Genomic DNA, 18,109 nt, shown 5'->3' on the forward strand with positions numbered 1-18,109 from the left:
CGCGCAGTCGAGCGATCGGTCGCTGTGCAACGCTCGCGTCTGCGCATCGCTCAACAGGTGCGTGAGATGCTCGCGGCCGCAGGCAGACTGATCCACGCAAAGGGCGATGAGTTCACCACCCAGGAACTGTGCGCTGAGGCCGGCGTCGCGCTACAGACCTTCTATCGCTATTTCGCCAGCAAGGACGAACTGCTATTGGCAGTCATCGGCGATGCGATGACCGACGCATGCGAACGGTGGGCGAATGTCGCGGCTGAGTTGCCAGATCCGGTGGCCCGGCTGAAGTACTACCTCACGTCCACGCTTGCGCCGCTCGATGCGCCGGGGGCCGATGCGGCGAAGGCGCGGTTCATTGTGTCGACGCGCTGGCAGCTCCATCGCAGCTATGCCAAGGAACTCGCCGAGGCAGAGAAGCCCCTGGTCGATTTGTTGCGTGTCGAGGTGAATGCTGCAGTCGAGGCGGGGCTGCTGAGTTCGCCTGATCCGGAATGGGATCCGCGGTTCCTCGCCGATCTCGCGCGTTCGGTGTTTCATTTCTACGCGTTCGTTCCGCATGGCAACGGCGAGTTGGACATAGCCAAGGAACGATTGTGGAGTTTTTGCCTGACGGCCTTGGGTGGCACCAACCAAAACGCGCCCCAGTCCCCACCAAGTCTCTCTGGATAGTCCATGAAAGGTGTTGTGCAATGCCCGATTCCGATACTGACGCCGCGACCGACTTTGACAGTTTGGACTTCTTCACCAACCCGGCATTCGTGCCCGACCCCAACCCGTACTTCGAGCACCTGCGCAAGCAGGGGCCGGTGGTGCGGGAGCGGCACCACGACGTCGTCGCGGTCACGGCATATGCCGAAACGCTCGAGGTGTACAAAGACTCTGAGCTCTGGTCGAACTGTGTAGCGGTCGGCGGACCGTTCCCGCCGCTGCCGTTCACCCCGGAGGGCGACGACATCAGCGACCTGATCGAGGCGCATCGCACCGAAATGCCGTTGCACGAGCACATGGTGGCGATGGATCCGCCGAACCACACGCGGGCGCGCTCGCTGTTGAGCCGCCTGATCACTCCCCGCCGGCTCAAGGACAACCAGGATTTCCTGTGGGAGCTCGCTGACCGTCAACTCGACAGCTTCATCGACGCCGGACGGTGCGAGTTCCTCACGGCCTATTCAAAGCCGTTCTCGCTACTTGCGATTGCCGACTTGTTGGGTGTTCCGCGAGAGGACCACGCGCAGTTCATCGACGCACTGGCCAATCCACACCTGATGGGGAACATCGAAGGCGAGGCCGCCGCGATCAACCCGCTGGAATTCCTCGACGAGAAGTTCAGCGCCTACATATCGGAGCGTCGCGCCGAGCCGCGCGACGACGTGCTGAGCGAACTGGCTGCGGCGACATATCCGGACGGGTCGTTGCCGGAGGTTACCGAGGTCGTACGTACCGCCACCTTCCTGTTCGGCGCGGGCCAGGAGACCACCGCCAAGCTTCTCGGGGCCGCTCTGCGCATCCTGTGCGACCAACCGGAGTTGCAGCAGGCGCTGCGCACTGATCCGAGCCTCGTACCCGCGTTCGTCGAGGAGACCCTGCGGTTGGAGAGTCCGGTCAAGACCGAATTCCGCTTGGCGCGGCGCTCAACGAGCCTGGCGGGAGTCGACATCCCGGCGGGGACTGTCGTGATGATCTCGCCGGGAGCCGCCAACCGAGATCCGGACCGTTTCGAATGCCCCTACGAGTTTCGGCTGGACCGTAAAAATGTCCGTGAGCAGGTTGCTTTTGCCCGCGGTGTGCACTCCTGTCCCGGTGCGCCCCTGGCCAGGGTCGAAGGACGCGTGTCCCTGGAGCGAATTCTCGCGCGAATGAGCGACATCATTGTCGACGAGGATTTCCATGGCAGGGAAGGCGAGCGCCGGTACACCTATGAGCCGACCTTCATCCTGCGCGGCCTGACCGATCTGCACCTGCGCTTCACGCCGGTTCGTTGAACGGCGCCGGCCCGATCGTTGCTCTGAGCGCTGTGTTCGCCATCGGTGTCGCAGGCGCGCCCGCTGGGTTCGCCGACGAGGGGAGCGGCGACTGGGCACTCAACGGAACCTATCTGGCGACATCGAACGGGGATTGGGCCCAGACCAACGATGTGTATAAGGACGAGGCCACCGTCCGGAGCACCTGGACCATCAGCATGAGCTGCAGTAACGCCACGACGTGTGGGGGGCGGGTGACCAGTGACGCCGGGTGGAGTGCGGACATCACGGCCAAAGGTTCGCGGTACTTCGTCGAGCACGACATCCCCAACTGGGAGCCCTGCGCCGACGGCAACACGGTCACGGGCCATCAGAGCTTCCTGTTCTACCCCGTCGGGCAAGGGGGGTACCTACATCCTGGTAGCCGGGTGTTCGCCGGCTTCGACAAGACGACGGGGGAAAGCGGCGGCTGCCGGCTCAACGACAAACTGGAGATCGCCCTGCCGTTTCGGTTGGAGAAGGCGGACTGACGGCGCTTCACGGCGCGCAAGTTCAAGCCCGGCGGCCTGCGGAGCGCAGATATGGTCTCGCAGGGCGCTAACATTGCCCAGTGTCCTGGGTCGAACGTGCTGTCGAGCGGTCCGCAGCTGTGCAACGCTCACGACTGCGCATCGCGCACCAGGGACAGCAGATGCTCGATGCCGCTCGCCGTCTCATCGACGCCAAGGGCGACGAGTTCACCACCCAGGAACTGGTCGCCGAGGCGGGCGTCGCCTTGCAGACGTTCTACCGCTACTTCGCCAGCAAGGACGAACTGTTGCTGGCGGTGATCGGTGACACGATGACCGAGGCGTGCGAACGGTGGGCGGAGATCGCGGCTGAATTGCCGGACCCGTTGGCCCGGCTGCGGTTCTACATCACGGTCACCCTTGAGCGACTCGACGGCGCAGATGACGACGCGGCGACCGCTCGCTTCATCGTCTCCACGCGCTGGCGGCTGCACCGCAACTATGCCAAGGAACTGGCCGAAGCCGAAAAGCCTTTCGTCGAACTGCTGCGTGATGAGGTGAACGCGGCCATCGATGCAGGCCTGCTGAATCCTCCCGATCCGGAATGGGATCCGTGGTTTCTGGCCGAACTTGCGCGGTCAGTTTTCCACTTCTATGCCTTCGCTCCACACCCCGACGGCGAGCTGGAACTCGTCAAAGAACGGCTGTGGCGCTTCTGCTTGAGCGCGCTTGGCGGCGGCGCGGTCTCCTAGCTAGAAACTGTGCCGGTATTCGCGCAATGGCACCCGCCCGTCGACGGCAAGTACCCCTTCGGCGCGCAGCCGTCCCAACTGCCGGGTGGCCAGGTGCGGCGCCGGGCGTCCTGACGCAGGGATCACCCGGTGCCAGGGCAGGTCCGAGGAATCGGTCCGCATGATCCAGCCGACGATCCGTGGACTGGAAAGCTCGGCGGCATCGGCAATGTCGCCGTAGGTCGACACTTTTCCCGACGGGATCGCGGCGACCAGGGTGCGCACCAGCTCCACCTGCTCCTCGGTGACGGCCGGCATCGTCAGCCCAGCTGTTCGAGGATCAGCTTCGCGGTGTCCGCCGGCTTGGCCTGGGCCACCATGTGATCGCAGTCCCAATCCAGCAGCGTGAAATCCGGGCCGAGCTGCCCACTCAGCGCGCTGATGAGACCGTCCCGCGCATACGGTGGGCTGGTACGGGTGGCGCGGACCAGAACGGTGGGAGTGCCCTGGCGCGGCAGTGCAACCGGGCGCGCCAGCTCACTCCAATACGACATCATGGCCGGGATGCTGATCCGCCACGCGTAGCGTCCGCCCGGTAGTTCGACGACGTGCTCGTCGAGGTCACGGTCCAACTCCTCCGGCGCGACCTCGCCCCACGAACCGTCCGCCTTCTCGGCGCGTGCCTCGGCGCGGTCGGGATAGTCCGGAGAGGCCAACATGGCATCGGCGATCTCCCGCATCCATTCGCCGTCGAGTTCCACCGCGGGGTCCAACAACACGAGCCCGCTCACCAGATGAGGATGTGCGGCAGCCAGATTGAGCGCCACCGCACCGCCGAACGAATGCCCGACCACCAGGGTCGGACCGTCCAACAGTGACGCGAGGGCCTCGACATTGGCATCGAGCGTCCACGGGGCTGCCCAAGGTGAGCGGCCGTGCCCGAGCAGATCGGGGGCGAGTACCGCCACCTCGGGCAGGTGTTGCTCGGCCAAGGTCTTCCAGCGTTCGCCGTGCCCGGTCAAGCCGTGGATGAGCAACAGCCGGGTCGGCTGCGCGGGACCGTAGTGGTGGACGTTCAACTTCGCGGCTGACATCCGTTCATGCTGCCAGGAGCCGCAACCGCTACTTGTCGTGCCCCTCGCTCCAATCCGCTCCGCTACTTGTCGTACCCCTCTGGTGTCATCTCCTCCATGACCACACACCACGTCGAACCGGCACTGGCGGGCAGCGAGCTGCTGGTACCGGGGCGCGGCGGGGTGGTGCGGGTCCTGGGCGGGCCGGGCACCGGCAAGAGCTCACTGTTGATCGGCACCGCGGTCGACCACATCGCGGCGGGCACCGACCCCGAGTCGGTGCTGTTGCTCACCGGCTCGGCCCGGCTGCGGGGCGAGGCCAGGGCCGCCATCACCGCCCGCCTGCTCGGTGCGGGCACTCACGGCGTGGTGCGGGAACCGATGGTGCGCACCGTGCACTCCTATGCGTTCGCACTCCTGCGGCTGGCGGCTCAGCGCAACGGTGATCCGCCGCCGCGGCTGATCACCACCGCCGAACAGGACGGCATCATCCGGGAACTGCTGGCCGGCGACCTGGAGGACGGCACGGATTCCCCCGTTGGCTGGCCGGAACAGCTGTGGCCGGCGCTGAGCACGGCGGGCTTCGCCACCGAGCTGCGTGATCTGATGGCACGCTGCACTGAGCGCGGTGTGGATCCACGCGCCCTGCAGCGGCTGGGTCGGTCGGCCGGGCGCCCGGAATGGTTGGCGGCGGGCCGGTTTGCCCAGGCCTACGAGCAGATCATGCTGTTGCGTTCGGCTGTCGGTATGGCCGCACCGCAGGCCACGGTCCCCGCGTTGGGGGCGGCCGAACTCGTCGGTGCGGCGCTGGAGGCCCTCGGGACCGACGCGGATCTGCTGGCCGCCGAGCGGGCTCGGATCAGCCTGCTGCTGGTCGACGACGCCCAGCACCTCGATCCGCAGGCCGCGTTGTTGGTGCGGGTGTTGGCGGCCGGGGCGGGGTTGACCGTTATTGCCGGTGACCCCGACCAGACGGTGTTCTCGTACCGCGGCGCCGATCCGGTGTTGTTGCGCGATCACGGCGGGGACGACGCCCCGGCGATCATTCTCACCCAGTCGCACCGCTGTGCCCCCGCAGTCGCTTCGGCGATCTCGGGCATCGCTCGCCGCCTGCCTGGTGTGGGGGCCGGCCGCGCGATGGAGGGCAACCCGGAACGCGGGCAGGGCGAGGTGACCATGCGGTTGGCGGCCACGCCGCATGCCGAGAACGCCTACATCGCCGACGCTTTGCGCCGTGCCCATCTGGTCGACGGCGTGCCCTGGTCCGAGATGGCGGTGGTGGTCCGCTCGATTCCACGGGTGGGTGCGGCCCTGGCGCGGGCACTGAGCGGGGCCGGGGTGCCGGTGCAGGCCGCGGGCACTGACCTGGGGCTGGCGCAGCAGCCTGCGGTCGCAGCCTTGCTGACGGTGTTGGAGGTGACGGCATCCGGGAACCTGGACGGTGACAGCGCCGTCAGTCTGCTCACCGGTCCGATCGGCCGAGTCGACCCGGTGACCCTGCGGCAGTTGCGACGGGCGCTGCGGCGTGCCGATGGTTCCACGCCGCCAAGGGGTTTCACCGATCTGCTCGTGGCCGCGATCGATGCGGAGCCGGCCGGCTTGTCGGCCGAACACGTCAAGCCGCTGCGCCGGCTGCGGTCGGTCCTGGCCGCCGCTCGCCGCAGCGAGCGAGACGGCGCCGATCCGCGCTACACCCTGTGGCAGGCCTGGAATGCCTGCCGGTTGCAGCCGCGTTGGCTGGCGGCCAGTGAGCGCGGCGGCACCATCGGGGCACAAGCCGACCGTGACCTGGACGCGATGACCGCGCTCTTCGATGTAGCCGATCAGTACGTGAGCCGCACCGCGGGGGCGTCGCTGCGCGGGCTGGTGGACCACGTGGCGGCATTGGGGTCGTCGATGTCGGCCTCAGATGCGAGCCCCAGGTCCGACGCGGTCTCGGTGCTGAGCGCGCACGCCGCACTGGGCCGCGAGTGGGATTTCGTGGTGATTTCTGGTGTGCAGGAAGGGTTGTGGCCCAACACCATTCCGCGGGGCGGCATCCTGGGGACGCAGAACCTGGTGGATGTTCTCGACGGGGTGGCCGCCCCGGATGAGCGCGTGGTGTCGACCCGGGCGCCCCTGCTCGCCGAGGAACGGCGGCTGTTGATGGCGGCCATGGGCCGGGCCCGGATCCGGCTGCTGGTGACCGCGGTCGACAGCGACGGTGGGGACGAATCGCTGCTGCCGTCACCGTTCTGTGCCGAACTGGCCGAGGTGGCAACGGAATCGGTGTCGCTTCCACCGTTGACCGCACCGCGGGTACTGCTGCCTTCGGCGGTGGTCGGTCGGCTGCGGGCCGTCGTGTGCGCGCCAGAGGGTGCCGTCGACGACGAGTCCCGGTCCTGTGCGGCAACTCAATTGGCCCGACTGGCCGCGGCGGGGGTTCCAGGGGCTGATCCTTCGCAATGGCACACCATGACAGCGTTGTCCACCGAGGAGCCGCTGTGGTCGGAGACTGACGGCGTGCTACCTGAGGTTGTTTTGTCGCCGTCGACGCTGCAGATGCTCACCGACTGCCCGTTGCGTTGGCTGCTGGAGCGCCACGGCGGCGGTGACGGACGCGACGTGCGTTCGACGGTCGGGTCGTTGCTGCACGCGCTGGTCGCCGATTCCGGCAAGACCGAGAGCCAACTGATCAACGACCTGGAAAAGGTCTGGGAAGACCTACCTTTCGAGGCGAAGTGGTATTCGGACAATGAGTTGTCGCGCCACCGCGAGATGCTCGAAACCTTCACCCGGTGGCGTACGGACACCCGGGGCCAGTTGACCGAGGTCGCCGTGGAGATCGATGTCGAGGGGGTGCTCGTCGAGCCGGGGACCGACGGGCCGGGCGTCCGGGTGCGGGGCCGGTTGGATCGCCTTGAGCGTGACCAGGCGGATCGCCTCGTCGTCGTCGACCTGAAGACCGGTAAGAGCCCCGTCACCAAGGACGACGCCCAGAAGCACGCCCAGCTGGCCACGTATCAACTTGCGGTGGCAGCGGGATTACTGCCGCACGGCGATCAGCCGGGTGGGGGCCGGTTGGTATACCTGGGCAAGGCGGGCGCGGCGGGCGCCACCGAACGCGAACAGGATCCGATGACACCAGACACTCGTGCCGACTGGCTGGGCACGGTCAGCAGCGCGGCGGCGGCCACCGCAGGACCGCAGTTCGTGGCCCGCGTCAACGACGGCTGCGCGCACTGCCCAGTGCGTTCGTCGTGCCCGGCCCAGGCTGCCGGGGACCGGTCATGACGGAAACCGCGCAGGCCCGCGTGCGATACAGCCCGGCCGAGTTGTCCACCGCACTGGGTCTGTTCCCCCCGACCGAGGAGCAGGCCGCAGTCATCGCCGCGCCGCCCGGGCCGTTGGTGGTCATTGCGGGGGCGGGTGCCGGTAAGACCGAGACCATGGCGGCCCGGGTCGTCTGGTTGGTCGCCAACGGGTATGCCACGCCGTCACAGGTGCTGGGCCTTACCTTCACCCGCAAAGCCGCGGGCCAGCTGTTGCGCCGGGTGCGGACCCGGTTGGCCCGCCTCGCCGGTGCCGGTCTCGCGCCGGTGACCGTCGGCGCCGACGAGATCGCGACGGTCAGTACCTATCACGCGTTCGCCGGCACTCTGCTGCGCGAGCACGGCCTCCTCCTCCCGGTCGAACCGGATACCCGGCTGCTGAGCGAGACGGAGCTGTGGCAGCTGGCCTTCGACGTGGTGTGTGCGCACCCGGGAGAGCTGGCCATCGACAAGACCCCGGCCGCCGTCACGGGCATGTTGCTGCGGCTCGCAGGCGCGCTGGCCGAGCATCTGGTCGACACCGATCAACTCCGCGATACGCATGTGGAGCTCGAGCGGTTGGTGCACTCCCTGCCGGCCGGTCCGTACCAGCGTGACCGCGGGCCCAGCCAGTGGCTGCTCAAGATGCTGGCCACCCAGACCGAACGCACCGAACTGGTGCCGTTGATCGATGCGTTGCACCAGCGGATGCGCACCGACAAGGTGATGGATTTCGGTATGCAGATGTCCGCTGCGGCGCGGCTGGCTTCGAATTTTCCTCAGGTTGGTGAGCAACTGCGGCAACGTTTCCGGGTGGTGCTGCTCGACGAGTACCAGGACACCGGGCATGCGCAGCGAGTAGCGCTGTCCTCGCTGTTCGGCGGCGGCGTCGACGAGGGCCTGGCGCTGACCGCGGTGGGCGATCCGATCCAGTCGATCTATGGCTGGCGGGGCGCGTCCGCGACGAATCTGCCCCGGTTCACCACGGACTTCCCGCAGGTCGACGGGTCTCCCGCCCCGACGCTGGAACTGCGGACCAGTTGGCGCAACCCGCCGAGTGCCCTGCATCTGGCCAATGCGGTGTCGGCCGAGGCGCGCCGCCGGTCGGTGACGGTGCATGAGCTGCGGCCCCGTCCCGACGCTGAGCCGGGCACCATCCGGTGCGCACTGCTGAATGATGTCGAGACCGAACGTGACTGGGTGGCAGATCATCTGGCGCGGATCCACCACGGTGCGGTGGCACAGGGGTCGGCCACACCGACCGCGGCCGTACTGGTGCGGCGCAACGCCGACGCCGCGCCGATGGCCGAGGCGCTGAGTGCACGCGGGGTTCCGGCCGAGGTGGTCGGGGTGGCCGGACTGCTGGCCGTACCCGAGGTGGCCGATCTGGTCGCGACGCTGCGGTTGGTGGCCGATCCCGCGGCAGGCTCCGCGGTGATGCGGGTGCTGACCGGACCGCGGTGGCGGTTCGGTGCGCGGGATATCGCCGCTCTGTGGCGCCGGGCCAGGGAACTCGACGACCGGCCGGTGGGGGAGCCCAGCGCCGCTGAGATCGTGGCCCAGGCCGCCCCCGACGCCGATTCGGCCTGTCTGGCCGACGCGCTCTGCGATCCCGGTGCCGCCGAACACTATTCGCCGGCCGGCTATCGGCGGATCGAGGCCCTCGGGCGCGAGCTGACCATGTTGCGTGCACACCTGAGCCACCCGCTGCCCGAGTTGGTGGCCGAGGTGCGGCGCGTCGCCGGATTGGACGCCGAGGCTCGCGCGGCCCGCCCGGTGGCCGCGGGCTGGTCCGGGACCGAGAACCTCGACACATTCTGCGATCTGGTGGCCGATTTCGCCGGACGATCAGGTGGGTCCGTACTCGCGCTGCTGGCCTATTTGGATGTGGCCACCGAGGTGGAGAACGGCTTGGCGCCGGCGGAGTTGACGGTGTCGCACGACCGGGTGCAGATCCTGACCGTGCATGCGGCCAAGGGACTGGAATGGCAGGTGGTCGCCGTTCCGCATCTGAGCGGCAGGGTGTTCCCGTCGACGGCCTCGGCACGCACCTGGCTCAGCGATTCGTCGGATCTGCCTCCGCTGTTGCGCGGGGATCGGGCGACCGAGTCGGAGCTCGGTGTACCGGTGCTGGACACCTCCGACATCAACGACCGGAAGATCTTGTCGGACAAGATCTCCGATCACAAGCGCAGCCTTGAACAGCGCCGCATCGACGAGGAACGTCGGCTGCTCTACGTCGCGATCACCCGATCGGAGGACACCTTGCTGATCTCCGGGCATCACTGGGGTGCCACCGAGAGTAAGCCGCGTGGCCCCTCGGAGTTCCTGTGCGAGATCAAAGCCATCGTGGAGGATGCTGCCGCGCAGGGTAATCCGTGCGGAGAGATCGAGCAGTGGGCTCCCGATCCACCGGCGGGCGAGGTCAACCCGTTGCGGGACAAGGCTCTCGAAGCGATCTGGCCGGCGGCCCCGGCCAGAGAGACCGACGCCGACCGTGGTGCGGCACTCGTGGCGCGGGCGCTGGCCGGTGAGCGTGCCGACGCCGGCTCAGACGAGACCGGCGAGGCTGCCGAATCCGTCGCCGATGCCGCCGGGGAGGGCTGGGCCGCCGACGTCGATGCGCTTCTGGCCGAACGGGATCACGCACCTCAGGTCGCCCCGCTTGAGGTGCCCGGCCAGTTGTCGGTCAGCACATTGGTGGAGTTGAGCCGCGATCGGCAGGCTGCACTGCAGCGCCTGCACCGCCGGTTGCCGCAACGTCCGGATCCGCATGCCCTGCTGGGCACCGCCTTCCACGAGTGGGTGCAGCGGTACTTCCACTCCGAGCGTCTGTTCGATCTCGACGATCTACCTGGTGCGATGGACAGTGACAGCGGGCGCGCCAGCGCGGCCGAACTGTCCGAGTTGCAGGACGCATTCGTCATGTCGTCGTGGGCCGCACGTACCCCGATCGAGGTGGAGGTGCCGTTCGACATGGTGATCGGGACGACGAGAACCACCATCGTGCGCGGCCGGATCGACGCGGTCTTCGCGCACGATGACGGGACCACCACCGTGGTCGACTGGAAAACCGGAGAGCCTCCGACTACTCCGGAATCCCTGGCGCAGGCTGCGGTTCAGCTGGCGGTGTACCGCCTGGCCTGGGCGGCGCTACGCGGGTGCGCGCCGGAATCGGTGCGGGCCGCGTTCCACTACGTGCGCTCGGGGCGGACCGTCAGTCCCGAATCGCTGCCAGGGGAGGACGAACTCGTCGCTCTGCTGACCGATCCCGCCTCGTCGAGCACTGCGCAGGAGCACTAGCCGTCGGCAGTTGAGGTCAAGTTGGCGATCTCGGATCCCCACACCGATCGCGCTCCCAGATCGCCGATGCGGTAGATCTGAACGATCGAGGCAACTCCCACCAGAACGGCGGCCGCCCCGACGACCCCGTGGTAGATCAGCCGCCGGCTGTCATCGCGGCGTTCGGCGAAATGCACACCCACCAGCGCCAGCGCGACGACCAGCAGTGCGAGCGAGAAGTAGATCATGGTGTCGCCGCGCTCCGCGTGCTCTTGCAGGACGGCATCTTGAGCGGGCCGCAGGTTGTAGAGCCATTCCCCGGCGTACGTCGTGAGCGGCGTCAACACCGTTGTCACAACAGCCAGGATGAGCGTGAGCCACAGCAAGTGGCCTCGGCGGGCGGAGGGCCACAGTGCACAAAGCATCTCCAGTACCGCGGTTAGCGGTACGAGGACGACCAGCGCGTGGACGAGAAGAACGTGGGCAGGTAGGCCGTTGATGATTGTCACGGAACTCCTTGGCTGGCCGGATGATCGACGAGGTCAGGTGATGGTGGTCCCCACCAACAGACCGATCAGATAGGTGATCGCCAGGGCCAGGCCGCCGCCGATCACGTTGCGTAGCACAGCGCGTCCTTTTGGTGCCCCGCCCAGCCCGGCAGACACCGCTCCGGTGAGCATCAATGCCAGCAATACCGACACCACAGTCACGGGGATCCGCAATGTCGTCGGCGGGATCAGGATTGCGATCAACGGCAGCAGCGCACCGATGGTGAACGACAGCGCCGATGACGTAGCCGCCTGCCACGGATTGGTCAGATCCTTGGGATCGATGCCCAATTCGACCTCGGCGTGCGCAGCGAAGGCGTCGTGGTCGGTGAGTTCTTCGGCCACGGTGCGCGCCGTCGCCGTCGACAGGCCCTTGGCCTCGTAGAGCGAGGTCAACTCGTCCAATTCGGCGGCGGGGTCGTCGCTCAATTCGAGGCGTTCCTTGCTCAGCAGCGCGCGTTCGGTGTCACGTTGCGTGCTCACCGAGACGTATTCGCCCAGCGCCATCGAGACCGCTCCGGCGGCCAGGCCGGCGATGCCGGCGGTCAGAATCGGCGCCTGCTCCACCGTCGCGGCGGCCACGCCCACCACGATGCCGGCCGTGGAGACGATGCCGTCGTTGGCACCCAAAACCCCAGCGCGAAGCCAGTTCAGTCTCGATGCCAGTGAACCCACGTGCGGCTCGGACGGATGGCTGGGATTCGGCACGATCCCGACCATATCGACCAAAATTGCACGCCACCAGCAACGATAGCCTTGCCAAACTTGGCTCCGGATGCTTCCCGGCGCCGGGACCGAGACGAAACCGGTTGGAGCCCAGGCGTTCTGGCCGGGTCGGTCAGGTGTTGCGGTAGATCCGCAGGGCCGAGGTGATCATCGGGATCTGCAGCGGCAGTCGGGCGATCGCCCCGATGCGCAACGGCCATGGCTTGTCCCACCACAACCGGACCATGTTCACGTTCCCGGGAAACACCGCGACGAACAGGGTGATCGCGGCCAGTGCACCCAGCCGCCGGGTGCGGGGCACGGCAAGGAGGGCTCCGGTAGCCACCTCACCCACGCCGGAGGCGTAGGTGTAGAAGCGGGCGCTGCCGGGCAGCTCGGCCGGAATGATCGAGTCGAACGGTTTGGGGGCCACGAAGTGCAGCACCCCCATGCCCACCAGTAAGGCAGCCATGCGTTGGGCGGCGGGTGCGGAGGAGATCCGCTGAGTCTCGGGTGCGGTCATGGTTACATTGTGGCGTGCGTCTGATCGGAACGATCCCGGCACGCCCCGGGGTGCTTTGCTCGATGATGGGGTGGCGTGGCTAAAGGCAGGCTGCGGCGCCGGCTCGCCGCGATGGACCCGAACCTGACTTCGCGCCCGGATGCCGCGCTGGTCGACGTGCTGCGTATCCCCGAGCCGTTCGTCAGTCCGGCCCGCAAGATCTTCATGCGGGTGCTGTACGCGTTGGGGGCGCTGTTCGCCGCGGTGCTCATCGTCTACCTCGATCGGCACGGCTATCGGGACAACGACAGCGCCCCAGATCCGAACAATCCGCTCTCGTTCCTGGACTGCCTGTACTACGCGACGGTGTCACTGTCGACGACCGGTTACGGCGACATCACGCCGTACACGGATTCGGCGCGTCTGGTGAACGTCATCGTGATCACGCCGCTGCGGGTGGCCTTCCTGATCGTTCTCATCGGTACCACCGTGGAAACCCTGACCACCCAATCCCGGCAGGCGCTGAAGATTCAGCGATGGAGGAACAAAGTGCGTAACCACACCGTCGTCGTCGGATACGGCACCAAGGGCCGGACGGCGGTCGCCGCGATGGTCGGCGATGAGGTCTCCCCGGCCGACATCGTCGTCGTCGACGAGAGCGCGGCTGCGCTGGAACGCGCCAAGGGCGCCGGGCTGGTGACCGTGCACGGTGACGCCACCAATTCCGCTGTCCTGCGGCTGGCGGGTGCCCAGCACGCCAAGTCGATCATCGTCGCCGCCGACAACGACGCCAGCGCGGTGCTGGTCACGCTGACTGCCCGCGAGCTGGCCCCCAAAGCCAAGATCATCGCGGCGGTGCGGGAATCTGACAACCTGCATCTGCTCAAGCAGTCCGGTGCGGACTCCACAGTGGTGTCTTCCGAGACCGCCGGGCGCCTGCTCGGGATCGCGACGCAGACTCCCAGTGTGGTGGAGATGATGGAGGATCTGCTCACTCCCGATGCGGGGTTCGCCATCGCCGAGCGCGAGGTCACTCCGAAGGAGGAGGGCGGCTCCCCGCGCCATCTGCACGACATCGTGCTGGGTGTGGTGCGTGGAGGCCGGCTGGTCCGGGTCGATGCGCCAGAGGTGGATGCGCTGGAGGCCGGTGACCGGTTGCTCTACATCCGCAGTGCGGACGCCGAGCGATGACACATCGAACGTTCGGCCTACGCAACGTCCCCCTGCTGTCGCGGGTTGGCGCCGACCGCGCCGACGCCCTGCGCACCGATGTCGATGCTGCGACCGAGGGCTGGAAGGACGCGCTGCTGCTACGTGTCGACCGCCGCAGCCAGGTGCTGATCTCGGGTGGCCAGGTGGTGCTCGGTAAGGCTTCGAGCTTGGGCACCGACAAGCCACCGGAGCACGCGGTCTTCTTGGGGCGGCTGGCCGATGGGCGGCATGTCTGGGGTGTCCGCAGCGCACTGGAAGGGCCCGAGGATCCGGATGCGCCGGCCGAGGTGCTCGATCTGCGCCGGGCCGGCGAGGTCTTCGACGATGTCAGCGCCCAGTTGGTGTCGACCGCTACCGCGCTGCTCAACTGGCATGACCGGGCCAGGTTCAATGCGGTGGACGGCGCGGTGACAAGGTCGGCCAAAGGTGGCTGGTCGCGGGTCGACCCGGTCAGCGGTCATGAGGAGTTCCCCCGCATCGATCCGGCAGTCATCTGTCTGGTCCACGATGGCCATGACCGCGCGGTACTGGCCCGTCAGACGGCATGGCCCGAGCGGTTGTTCTCGATCCTGGCGGGATTCGTCGAAGCCGGCGAGTCCTTCGAGACATGTGTGGTGCGTGAGATCTCCGAGGAGGTCGGCCTGACGGTGACCGATGTGCAGTACCTGGGTAGCCAGCCGTGGCCGTTCCCACGGTCGCTGATGGTCGGGTTCCATGCCATCGGTGATCCCGAACAGCCGTTCTCGTTCAATGACGGCGAGATCGCGGAGGCCGACTGGTTCACCCGTGCCGAGATCCGCGAGGCTCTGGATCGGGGTGACTGGAACTCGGCCGACGGCGATTCGCAGTCCCGGTTGCTGTTGCCCGGGTCGATCTCGATCGCCCGGGAGATCATCGAGTCGTGGGCGGCCCTGGACTGAATTTCAATGGGCCGGGCAATGTCAGCCGATTTTGGCTTTGACCTGCTTGATCGTCGGATTGGTCAGCGTCGACCCGTCGGCGAACTTCACGGTCGGCACCACATGGTTGCCGCCGTTGACCGAGCCGACGAATTCCGCGGCGGCGGGATCCTGCTCGATGTCGACCTCAGTCCACGCGATGCCCTCGGACTTCAGAGCCATCTTGAGCCGCGAGCAGTAGCCGCACCACGTGGTGGTGTACATGGTCACAGTCGGTGTAGCAGTCATAGTCCTCATAACGTAGCGGAACGGCTGCCTCATGCCCGCGGTGACGCAGGTCTCCGGCCTGCAGCGGTATGTTGCCGATCTGCAATGGGACGGAGCTGAACATGACCCGAGTGGTACCGCCGGTGGCCGGCGACCCGCGTGTGCTCGACGAGTTGCGGTTGCAGGTGCGCCAGTTCGTCGCCGAGCAGCAGCAGACCGGCAAGGTCGGCCGGTACGCCGACAGTTGGCTGACCGGTTGGGACGAGGACTTCAGCCGGGCGCTGGCCGCCCGCGGTTGGCTGGGGATGACGGTGCCGGTCTCCTACGGTGGGCACGGACGCAGCCATCAGGAGCGCTTCGTGGTCACCGAGGAGCTGCTGGCCGCCGGGGCCCCGGTGGGGGCGCACTGGATCGCCGACCGCCAGATCGTTCCCTCTCTGCTCAAGTACGGCACCGAGGAACAGCGGCGAAAGTTCTTGCCCGCCATCGCCAAAGGCGAGTGCTACTTCGGAATCGGTATGAGCGAGCCGGATTCCGGCTCGGATCTGGCCAGCGTGCGCACCAAGGCTCTGCAGGTTGACGGCGGGTGGGCGGTCACCGGCGCCAAGGTGTGGACGTCAGGGGCGCATCTGGCCCACGCATTCATCTGTCTGGCCCGCACCGCGCCTGTGGATCCGGCACACCGCCATGACGGTCTCAGTCAGTTCATCGTCGATCTGCGCGCGCCCGGCGTCGACATCCGGCCCATCATCTCGATGAACGGCAAGCACCACTTCAACGAGGTGATCCTCGATGAGGTGTTCGTGCCCGACGCCATGGTGTTCGGCACCATCGGCAACGGCTGGCAGCAGGTGACCTCGGAGCTGAGCTTCGAACGCAGTGGGCCCGAGCGTTTCCTGTCGACGTTCCCGCTGCTGGCAGACATGGCCTCGCACATGCGCGACGGGGAGCTGCCTCGCCACACCGATCTGGCCCGCATCACCGGGCTGCACCAGATGTCGATGGCGGTCGCCGGTGCGCTGGAGCGACACGAGCCGGCCGACACCGCGGCGGCCGTGGTCAAGGTGCTGGGAACCTCCACTGAAGGCGACATCGCCGATTTCGCTGATGTTCTCGGGGAGATCGACGACGAGGACTACTGCTCGATGCTGGCCGATGCCGTGGTGCAGCGCCCTGGGTTCACCCTGCGGGGCGGTACAAACGAGGTTTTGCGTGGGGTCATTGCGCGGGGACTGGGGTTGCGCTGATGAGCGCTTGCGCGAAGAGGAGACAGTGCTGATGAGCGCTGTCGACGCCGAACTGGTCGAGATGATGTCGGCGGTGTTCGCCGCGCACCGGGAACAGCACGCGCCCGGAGAGGCCATCACCGAATTGTGGGATCAGTTGGGCGATCTCGGTCTGATCCGGCTGACCGGTTCCGAGGAGTCCGGCGGGAGTGGCGCCGGCTGGGCCGAGGCCGTCGAGCTGCTGCGCGCGGCCGCCTGGCACGGGGTGAGAATCCCGCTCGCCGAGCACGATCTGCTGGCCTGCTGGCTGTTGGAAACGGCCGGTCTGGTTGTCGACGGTTCCCGGCGCACTGTCTGCCTGCTCGACATCGACGGTGCGGCGCGCGGGGTGCCGTGGGCGGCGAGCTCCGAGCGGGTGGTGCTGCTCTGGCGCGCTGGCACTGGATACCGCGTGGCTGAGGTGGATACCGCGTCTGTGTCGGTCACCCCGAGATACAACAGGGCGGGGGAGCCGCGTGACGATGTCAGTGTGGACGTCTCCGGATTGACGGGAACACCGGTGCCCGACAATGTGATCGAGCAGTTCACCCGACGCGCGGCGTTGGTACGGGCAGTGCAGGTGTGCGCGGCGCTGGACCGGATTCTGGCGATGTCGGTGGCGCACACCCGTGAACGGATCCAATTCGGCAGGCCACTGGCCAAGTTCCAGGCGGTCCAGAATCTCGTGGCCGACATCGCCGCCGAGTCGGCGCTGGCCCGCGCAGCCACCGACGGTGCGCTCGCCGAGGCGCTGCGATCGGACTGGTTGTCGCCACACCTGGATTTCCTTGTCGCGGTGGCGCGTTCATGTGTAGGGCATGCTGCCTCCGTGGTGGTACGCAACGCTCATCAGGTGCACGGTGCGATCGGCACCACGATTGAACACCGACTGCACGAGTTCACCATGCCTGCCCTGTCCTGGCGTTCGGAGTACGGCTCGGTCGCGCACTGGGATGACAAGCTCACCGAGTACGGCACTCGGGCGGGCTCGGACGGGTTGTGGTCGTTGATCACTGCGGTCGGCGGCTGATTCGGCGCGATGGACGCAGGCATTCACCGGTGTCGTCGATATGACACCGGTTGTCCTATGGGAGAATGGGCCTGAAGTTGGTCGGTGTTGCTCGGCGACAGGAGACATTGTGAGCGCTCTGTTGCGAGCTGTGCGTCAACAGCGGGGCATGACGCTCGAGGAGCTCGCCGAAGCGACGGGGTTGACCAAGAGTTACCTGTCCAAGGTCGAACGGCAGCGTTCCACCCCGTCGATATCGGTCGCGATGAAGCTGGCACGTGCACTCGAAGTCGATGTCGCACAGTTATTTTCCGAGGACCCGGCGGTCACGACGTTGTCCGTTGACCGTGCCGGTGACCGCGCAGTCGGCCGGTATCACGCGGTGGCCGCGGGGATGCTCGGTAAGTCGATGTCGCCGTTCATCGTGCGACCGACCCTCAAGTTCGCCGAACACCCGCATCCCGAGCACGCCGGCCAGGAGTTGGTGTTCGTCCACGCGGGCATCGTGGAGCTGCGCTATCAGGACGACCTGGTGACCTTGGAACCCGGCGACTGCGCGTATTTCGACGCTTCACTGCCTCACCAGCTGCGGCAGCGGGGAAGCGCGCCTAGCGAGGTTCTGGTGATCACCCACACCGACTACGGCCGCAATCGTTGACTTGCGCTCGTTCCCGGCGTGAGGACCTGGGGTTCAAGTGCACCGAGTGGGTGGGTTCGGGTCCGGCAGGCCGAGAAGGCCGATGGTGATCTCGCCGGATGCGGTGGTGAGCACGGTCGATGACAGGTTGGCCGGAGATCGTAGCTCGCAACCAGCGTGGATCGTCAATCGTGTTGACTGTAGGACACAAGGTGTCCTACA

The 18,109-nt window shown here is 67.1% G+C and carries 17 protein-coding genes; 11 read left to right on the forward strand and 6 right to left on the reverse strand.

Annotated elements, in window-relative coordinates; genetic code table 11:
• Positions 1-24 precede the first annotated feature (24 nt).
• The 4 genes from ACZYZF_RS20635 (at position 25) to ACZYZF_RS20650 (ending at position 3,219) form a co-directional block, all read left to right on the forward strand.
• On the forward strand, positions 25-666 hold the full coding sequence (locus ACZYZF_RS20635; RefSeq protein WP_463836863.1) for a TetR/AcrR family transcriptional regulator: 642 nt from the start codon (positions 25-27) through the stop codon (positions 664-666).
• A gap of 20 nt (positions 667-686) precedes the next feature.
• Positions 687-1,979: a cytochrome P450 gene (locus ACZYZF_RS20640; protein WP_463836674.1), complete on the forward strand. Its 1,293-nt coding sequence runs from the start codon at positions 687-689 to the stop codon at positions 1,977-1,979.
• A gap of 32 nt (positions 1,980-2,011) precedes the next feature.
• Positions 2,012-2,488: an Rv2253/PknI dimerization domain-containing protein gene (locus ACZYZF_RS20645; RefSeq protein WP_463836675.1), complete on the forward strand. Its 477-nt coding sequence runs from the start codon at positions 2,012-2,014 to the stop codon at positions 2,486-2,488.
• A gap of 119 nt (positions 2,489-2,607) precedes the next feature.
• Positions 2,608-3,219 carry a TetR/AcrR family transcriptional regulator gene (locus ACZYZF_RS20650; protein ID WP_463836864.1) on the forward strand — a complete coding sequence of 204 codons (612 nt, stop codon included), beginning with the start codon at positions 2,608-2,610 and terminating at the stop codon, positions 3,217-3,219.
• On the opposite strand, the gene ACZYZF_RS20655 is transcribed toward ACZYZF_RS20650, so the two are convergent.
• Both ACZYZF_RS20655 and ACZYZF_RS20660 read right to left on the reverse strand, forming a co-directional pair.
• Entirely contained in the window at positions 3,220-3,516 is a 297-nt protein-coding gene (locus ACZYZF_RS20655) for an MGMT family protein (protein ID WP_463836676.1), read from the reverse strand.
• 2 nt (positions 3,517-3,518) lie between these two features.
• Complete coding sequence (locus ACZYZF_RS20660; RefSeq protein ID WP_463836677.1) at positions 3,519-4,292, reverse strand: alpha/beta hydrolase; 774 nt, start codon at positions 4,290-4,292, stop codon at positions 3,519-3,521.
• Positions 4,293-4,388: 96 nt separating this feature from the next.
• Here ACZYZF_RS20660 and ACZYZF_RS20665 point away from each other — a divergent pair, with 96 nt between their 5' ends.
• Together ACZYZF_RS20665 and ACZYZF_RS20670 are read left to right on the forward strand one after the other, a co-directional pair.
• Positions 4,389-7,544: an ATP-dependent helicase gene (locus tag ACZYZF_RS20665; protein WP_463836678.1), complete on the forward strand. Its 3,156-nt coding sequence runs from the start codon at positions 4,389-4,391 to the stop codon at positions 7,542-7,544.
• Positions 7,541-10,864 carry an ATP-dependent helicase gene (locus ACZYZF_RS20670; RefSeq protein WP_463836679.1) on the forward strand — a complete coding sequence of 1,108 codons (3,324 nt, stop codon included), beginning with the start codon at positions 7,541-7,543 and terminating at the stop codon, positions 10,862-10,864. The genes ACZYZF_RS20665 and ACZYZF_RS20670 overlap by 4 nt, the downstream gene beginning before the upstream one ends.
• On the opposite strand, the gene ACZYZF_RS20675 is transcribed toward ACZYZF_RS20670, so the two are convergent.
• The 3 genes from ACZYZF_RS20675 to ACZYZF_RS20685 all read right to left on the reverse strand — a co-directional run bounded on the left by ACZYZF_RS20675 (position 10,861) and on the right by ACZYZF_RS20685 (position 12,619).
• Positions 10,861-11,352: a DUF2231 domain-containing protein gene (locus ACZYZF_RS20675; RefSeq protein WP_463836680.1), complete on the reverse strand. Its 492-nt coding sequence runs from the start codon at positions 11,350-11,352 to the stop codon at positions 10,861-10,863. The two genes, ACZYZF_RS20670 and ACZYZF_RS20675, sit on opposite strands and share 4 nt — an antisense overlap.
• A gap of 33 nt (positions 11,353-11,385) precedes the next feature.
• Positions 11,386-12,111, reverse strand: a complete 726-nt coding sequence (locus ACZYZF_RS20680) for a VIT1/CCC1 transporter family protein (RefSeq protein WP_463836681.1) — start codon at positions 12,109-12,111, stop codon at positions 11,386-11,388.
• A 118-nt stretch (positions 12,112-12,229) separates the two neighbouring features.
• The gene (locus ACZYZF_RS20685; protein ID WP_463836682.1) at positions 12,230-12,619 is read right to left on the reverse strand and encodes a DoxX family protein; all 390 of its coding nucleotides are present in this window, start codon (positions 12,617-12,619) and stop codon (positions 12,230-12,232) included.
• A gap of 75 nt (positions 12,620-12,694) precedes the next feature.
• Between ACZYZF_RS20685 and ACZYZF_RS20690 the strand changes: the two genes are divergently transcribed.
• The gene (locus tag ACZYZF_RS20690) at positions 12,695-13,789 is read left to right on the forward strand and encodes a potassium channel family protein (RefSeq protein ID WP_463744574.1); all 1,095 of its coding nucleotides are present in this window, start codon (positions 12,695-12,697) and stop codon (positions 13,787-13,789) included.
• The gene (gene nudC / locus ACZYZF_RS20695) at positions 13,786-14,730 is read left to right on the forward strand and encodes an NAD(+) diphosphatase (protein ID WP_463836683.1); all 945 of its coding nucleotides are present in this window, start codon (positions 13,786-13,788) and stop codon (positions 14,728-14,730) included. Before ACZYZF_RS20690 ends, nudC begins: the two co-directional genes overlap by 4 nt.
• 21 nt (positions 14,731-14,751) lie before the next feature.
• On the opposite strand, the gene mrx1 is transcribed toward nudC, so the two are convergent.
• Complete coding sequence (gene mrx1, locus ACZYZF_RS20700; protein WP_463744572.1) at positions 14,752-14,997, reverse strand: mycoredoxin Mrx1; 246 nt, start codon at positions 14,995-14,997, stop codon at positions 14,752-14,754.
• A 101-nt stretch (positions 14,998-15,098) separates the two neighbouring features.
• On the opposite strand from mrx1, the gene ACZYZF_RS20705 reads away from it, so the two are divergent.
• The 3 genes from ACZYZF_RS20705 to ACZYZF_RS20715 all read left to right on the forward strand — a co-directional run bounded on the left by ACZYZF_RS20705 (position 15,099) and on the right by ACZYZF_RS20715 (position 17,908).
• The gene (locus tag ACZYZF_RS20705; RefSeq protein ID WP_463836684.1) at positions 15,099-16,223 is read left to right on the forward strand and encodes an acyl-CoA dehydrogenase family protein; all 1,125 of its coding nucleotides are present in this window, start codon (positions 15,099-15,101) and stop codon (positions 16,221-16,223) included.
• Positions 16,224-16,254: 31 nt separating this feature from the next.
• A complete protein-coding gene (locus tag ACZYZF_RS20710; RefSeq protein ID WP_463836685.1) occupies positions 16,255-17,271 on the forward strand; it encodes an acyl-CoA dehydrogenase family protein in 1,017 nt (338 codons plus the stop codon).
• Positions 17,272-17,380: 109 nt separating this feature from the next.
• Positions 17,381-17,908 (forward strand): helix-turn-helix domain-containing protein, encoded by a 528-nt coding sequence (locus ACZYZF_RS20715; RefSeq protein WP_463744569.1) that lies wholly within the window; start codon positions 17,381-17,383, stop codon positions 17,906-17,908.
• Positions 17,909-18,109 lie beyond the last annotated feature (201 nt).

The organism is Mycobacterium sp. IDUB_24 (assembly GCF_055419385.1).

Excerpts from the sequence above, each read along its gene's own strand:
- ACZYZF_RS20640 (WP_463836674.1), top strand. The coding sequence starts at position 687 with ATGCCCGATTCCGATACTGACGCCGCGACCGACTTTGACAGTTTGGAC.
- ACZYZF_RS20655 (WP_463836676.1), bottom strand. The coding sequence starts at position 3,516 with ATGCCGGCCGTCACCGAGGAGCAGGTGGAGCTGGTGCGCACCCTGGTC.
- ACZYZF_RS20660 (WP_463836677.1), bottom strand. The coding sequence starts at position 4,292 with ATGTCAGCCGCGAAGTTGAACGTCCACCACTACGGTCCCGCGCAGCCG.
- ACZYZF_RS20665 (WP_463836678.1), top strand. The coding sequence starts at position 4,389 with ATGACCACACACCACGTCGAACCGGCACTGGCGGGCAGCGAGCTGCTG.
- ACZYZF_RS20670 (WP_463836679.1), top strand. The coding sequence starts at position 7,541 with ATGACGGAAACCGCGCAGGCCCGCGTGCGATACAGCCCGGCCGAGTTG.
- ACZYZF_RS20680 (WP_463836681.1), bottom strand. The coding sequence starts at position 12,111 with ATGGTCGGGATCGTGCCGAATCCCAGCCATCCGTCCGAGCCGCACGTG.
- ACZYZF_RS20685 (WP_463836682.1), bottom strand. The coding sequence starts at position 12,619 with ATGACCGCACCCGAGACTCAGCGGATCTCCTCCGCACCCGCCGCCCAA.
- nudC (WP_463836683.1), top strand. The coding sequence starts at position 13,786 with ATGACACATCGAACGTTCGGCCTACGCAACGTCCCCCTGCTGTCGCGG.
- mrx1 (WP_463744572.1), bottom strand. The coding sequence starts at position 14,997 with ATGACTGCTACACCGACTGTGACCATGTACACCACCACGTGGTGCGGC.
- ACZYZF_RS20705 (WP_463836684.1), top strand. The coding sequence starts at position 15,099 with ATGACCCGAGTGGTACCGCCGGTGGCCGGCGACCCGCGTGTGCTCGAC.
- ACZYZF_RS20710 (WP_463836685.1), top strand. The coding sequence starts at position 16,255 with ATGAGCGCTGTCGACGCCGAACTGGTCGAGATGATGTCGGCGGTGTTC.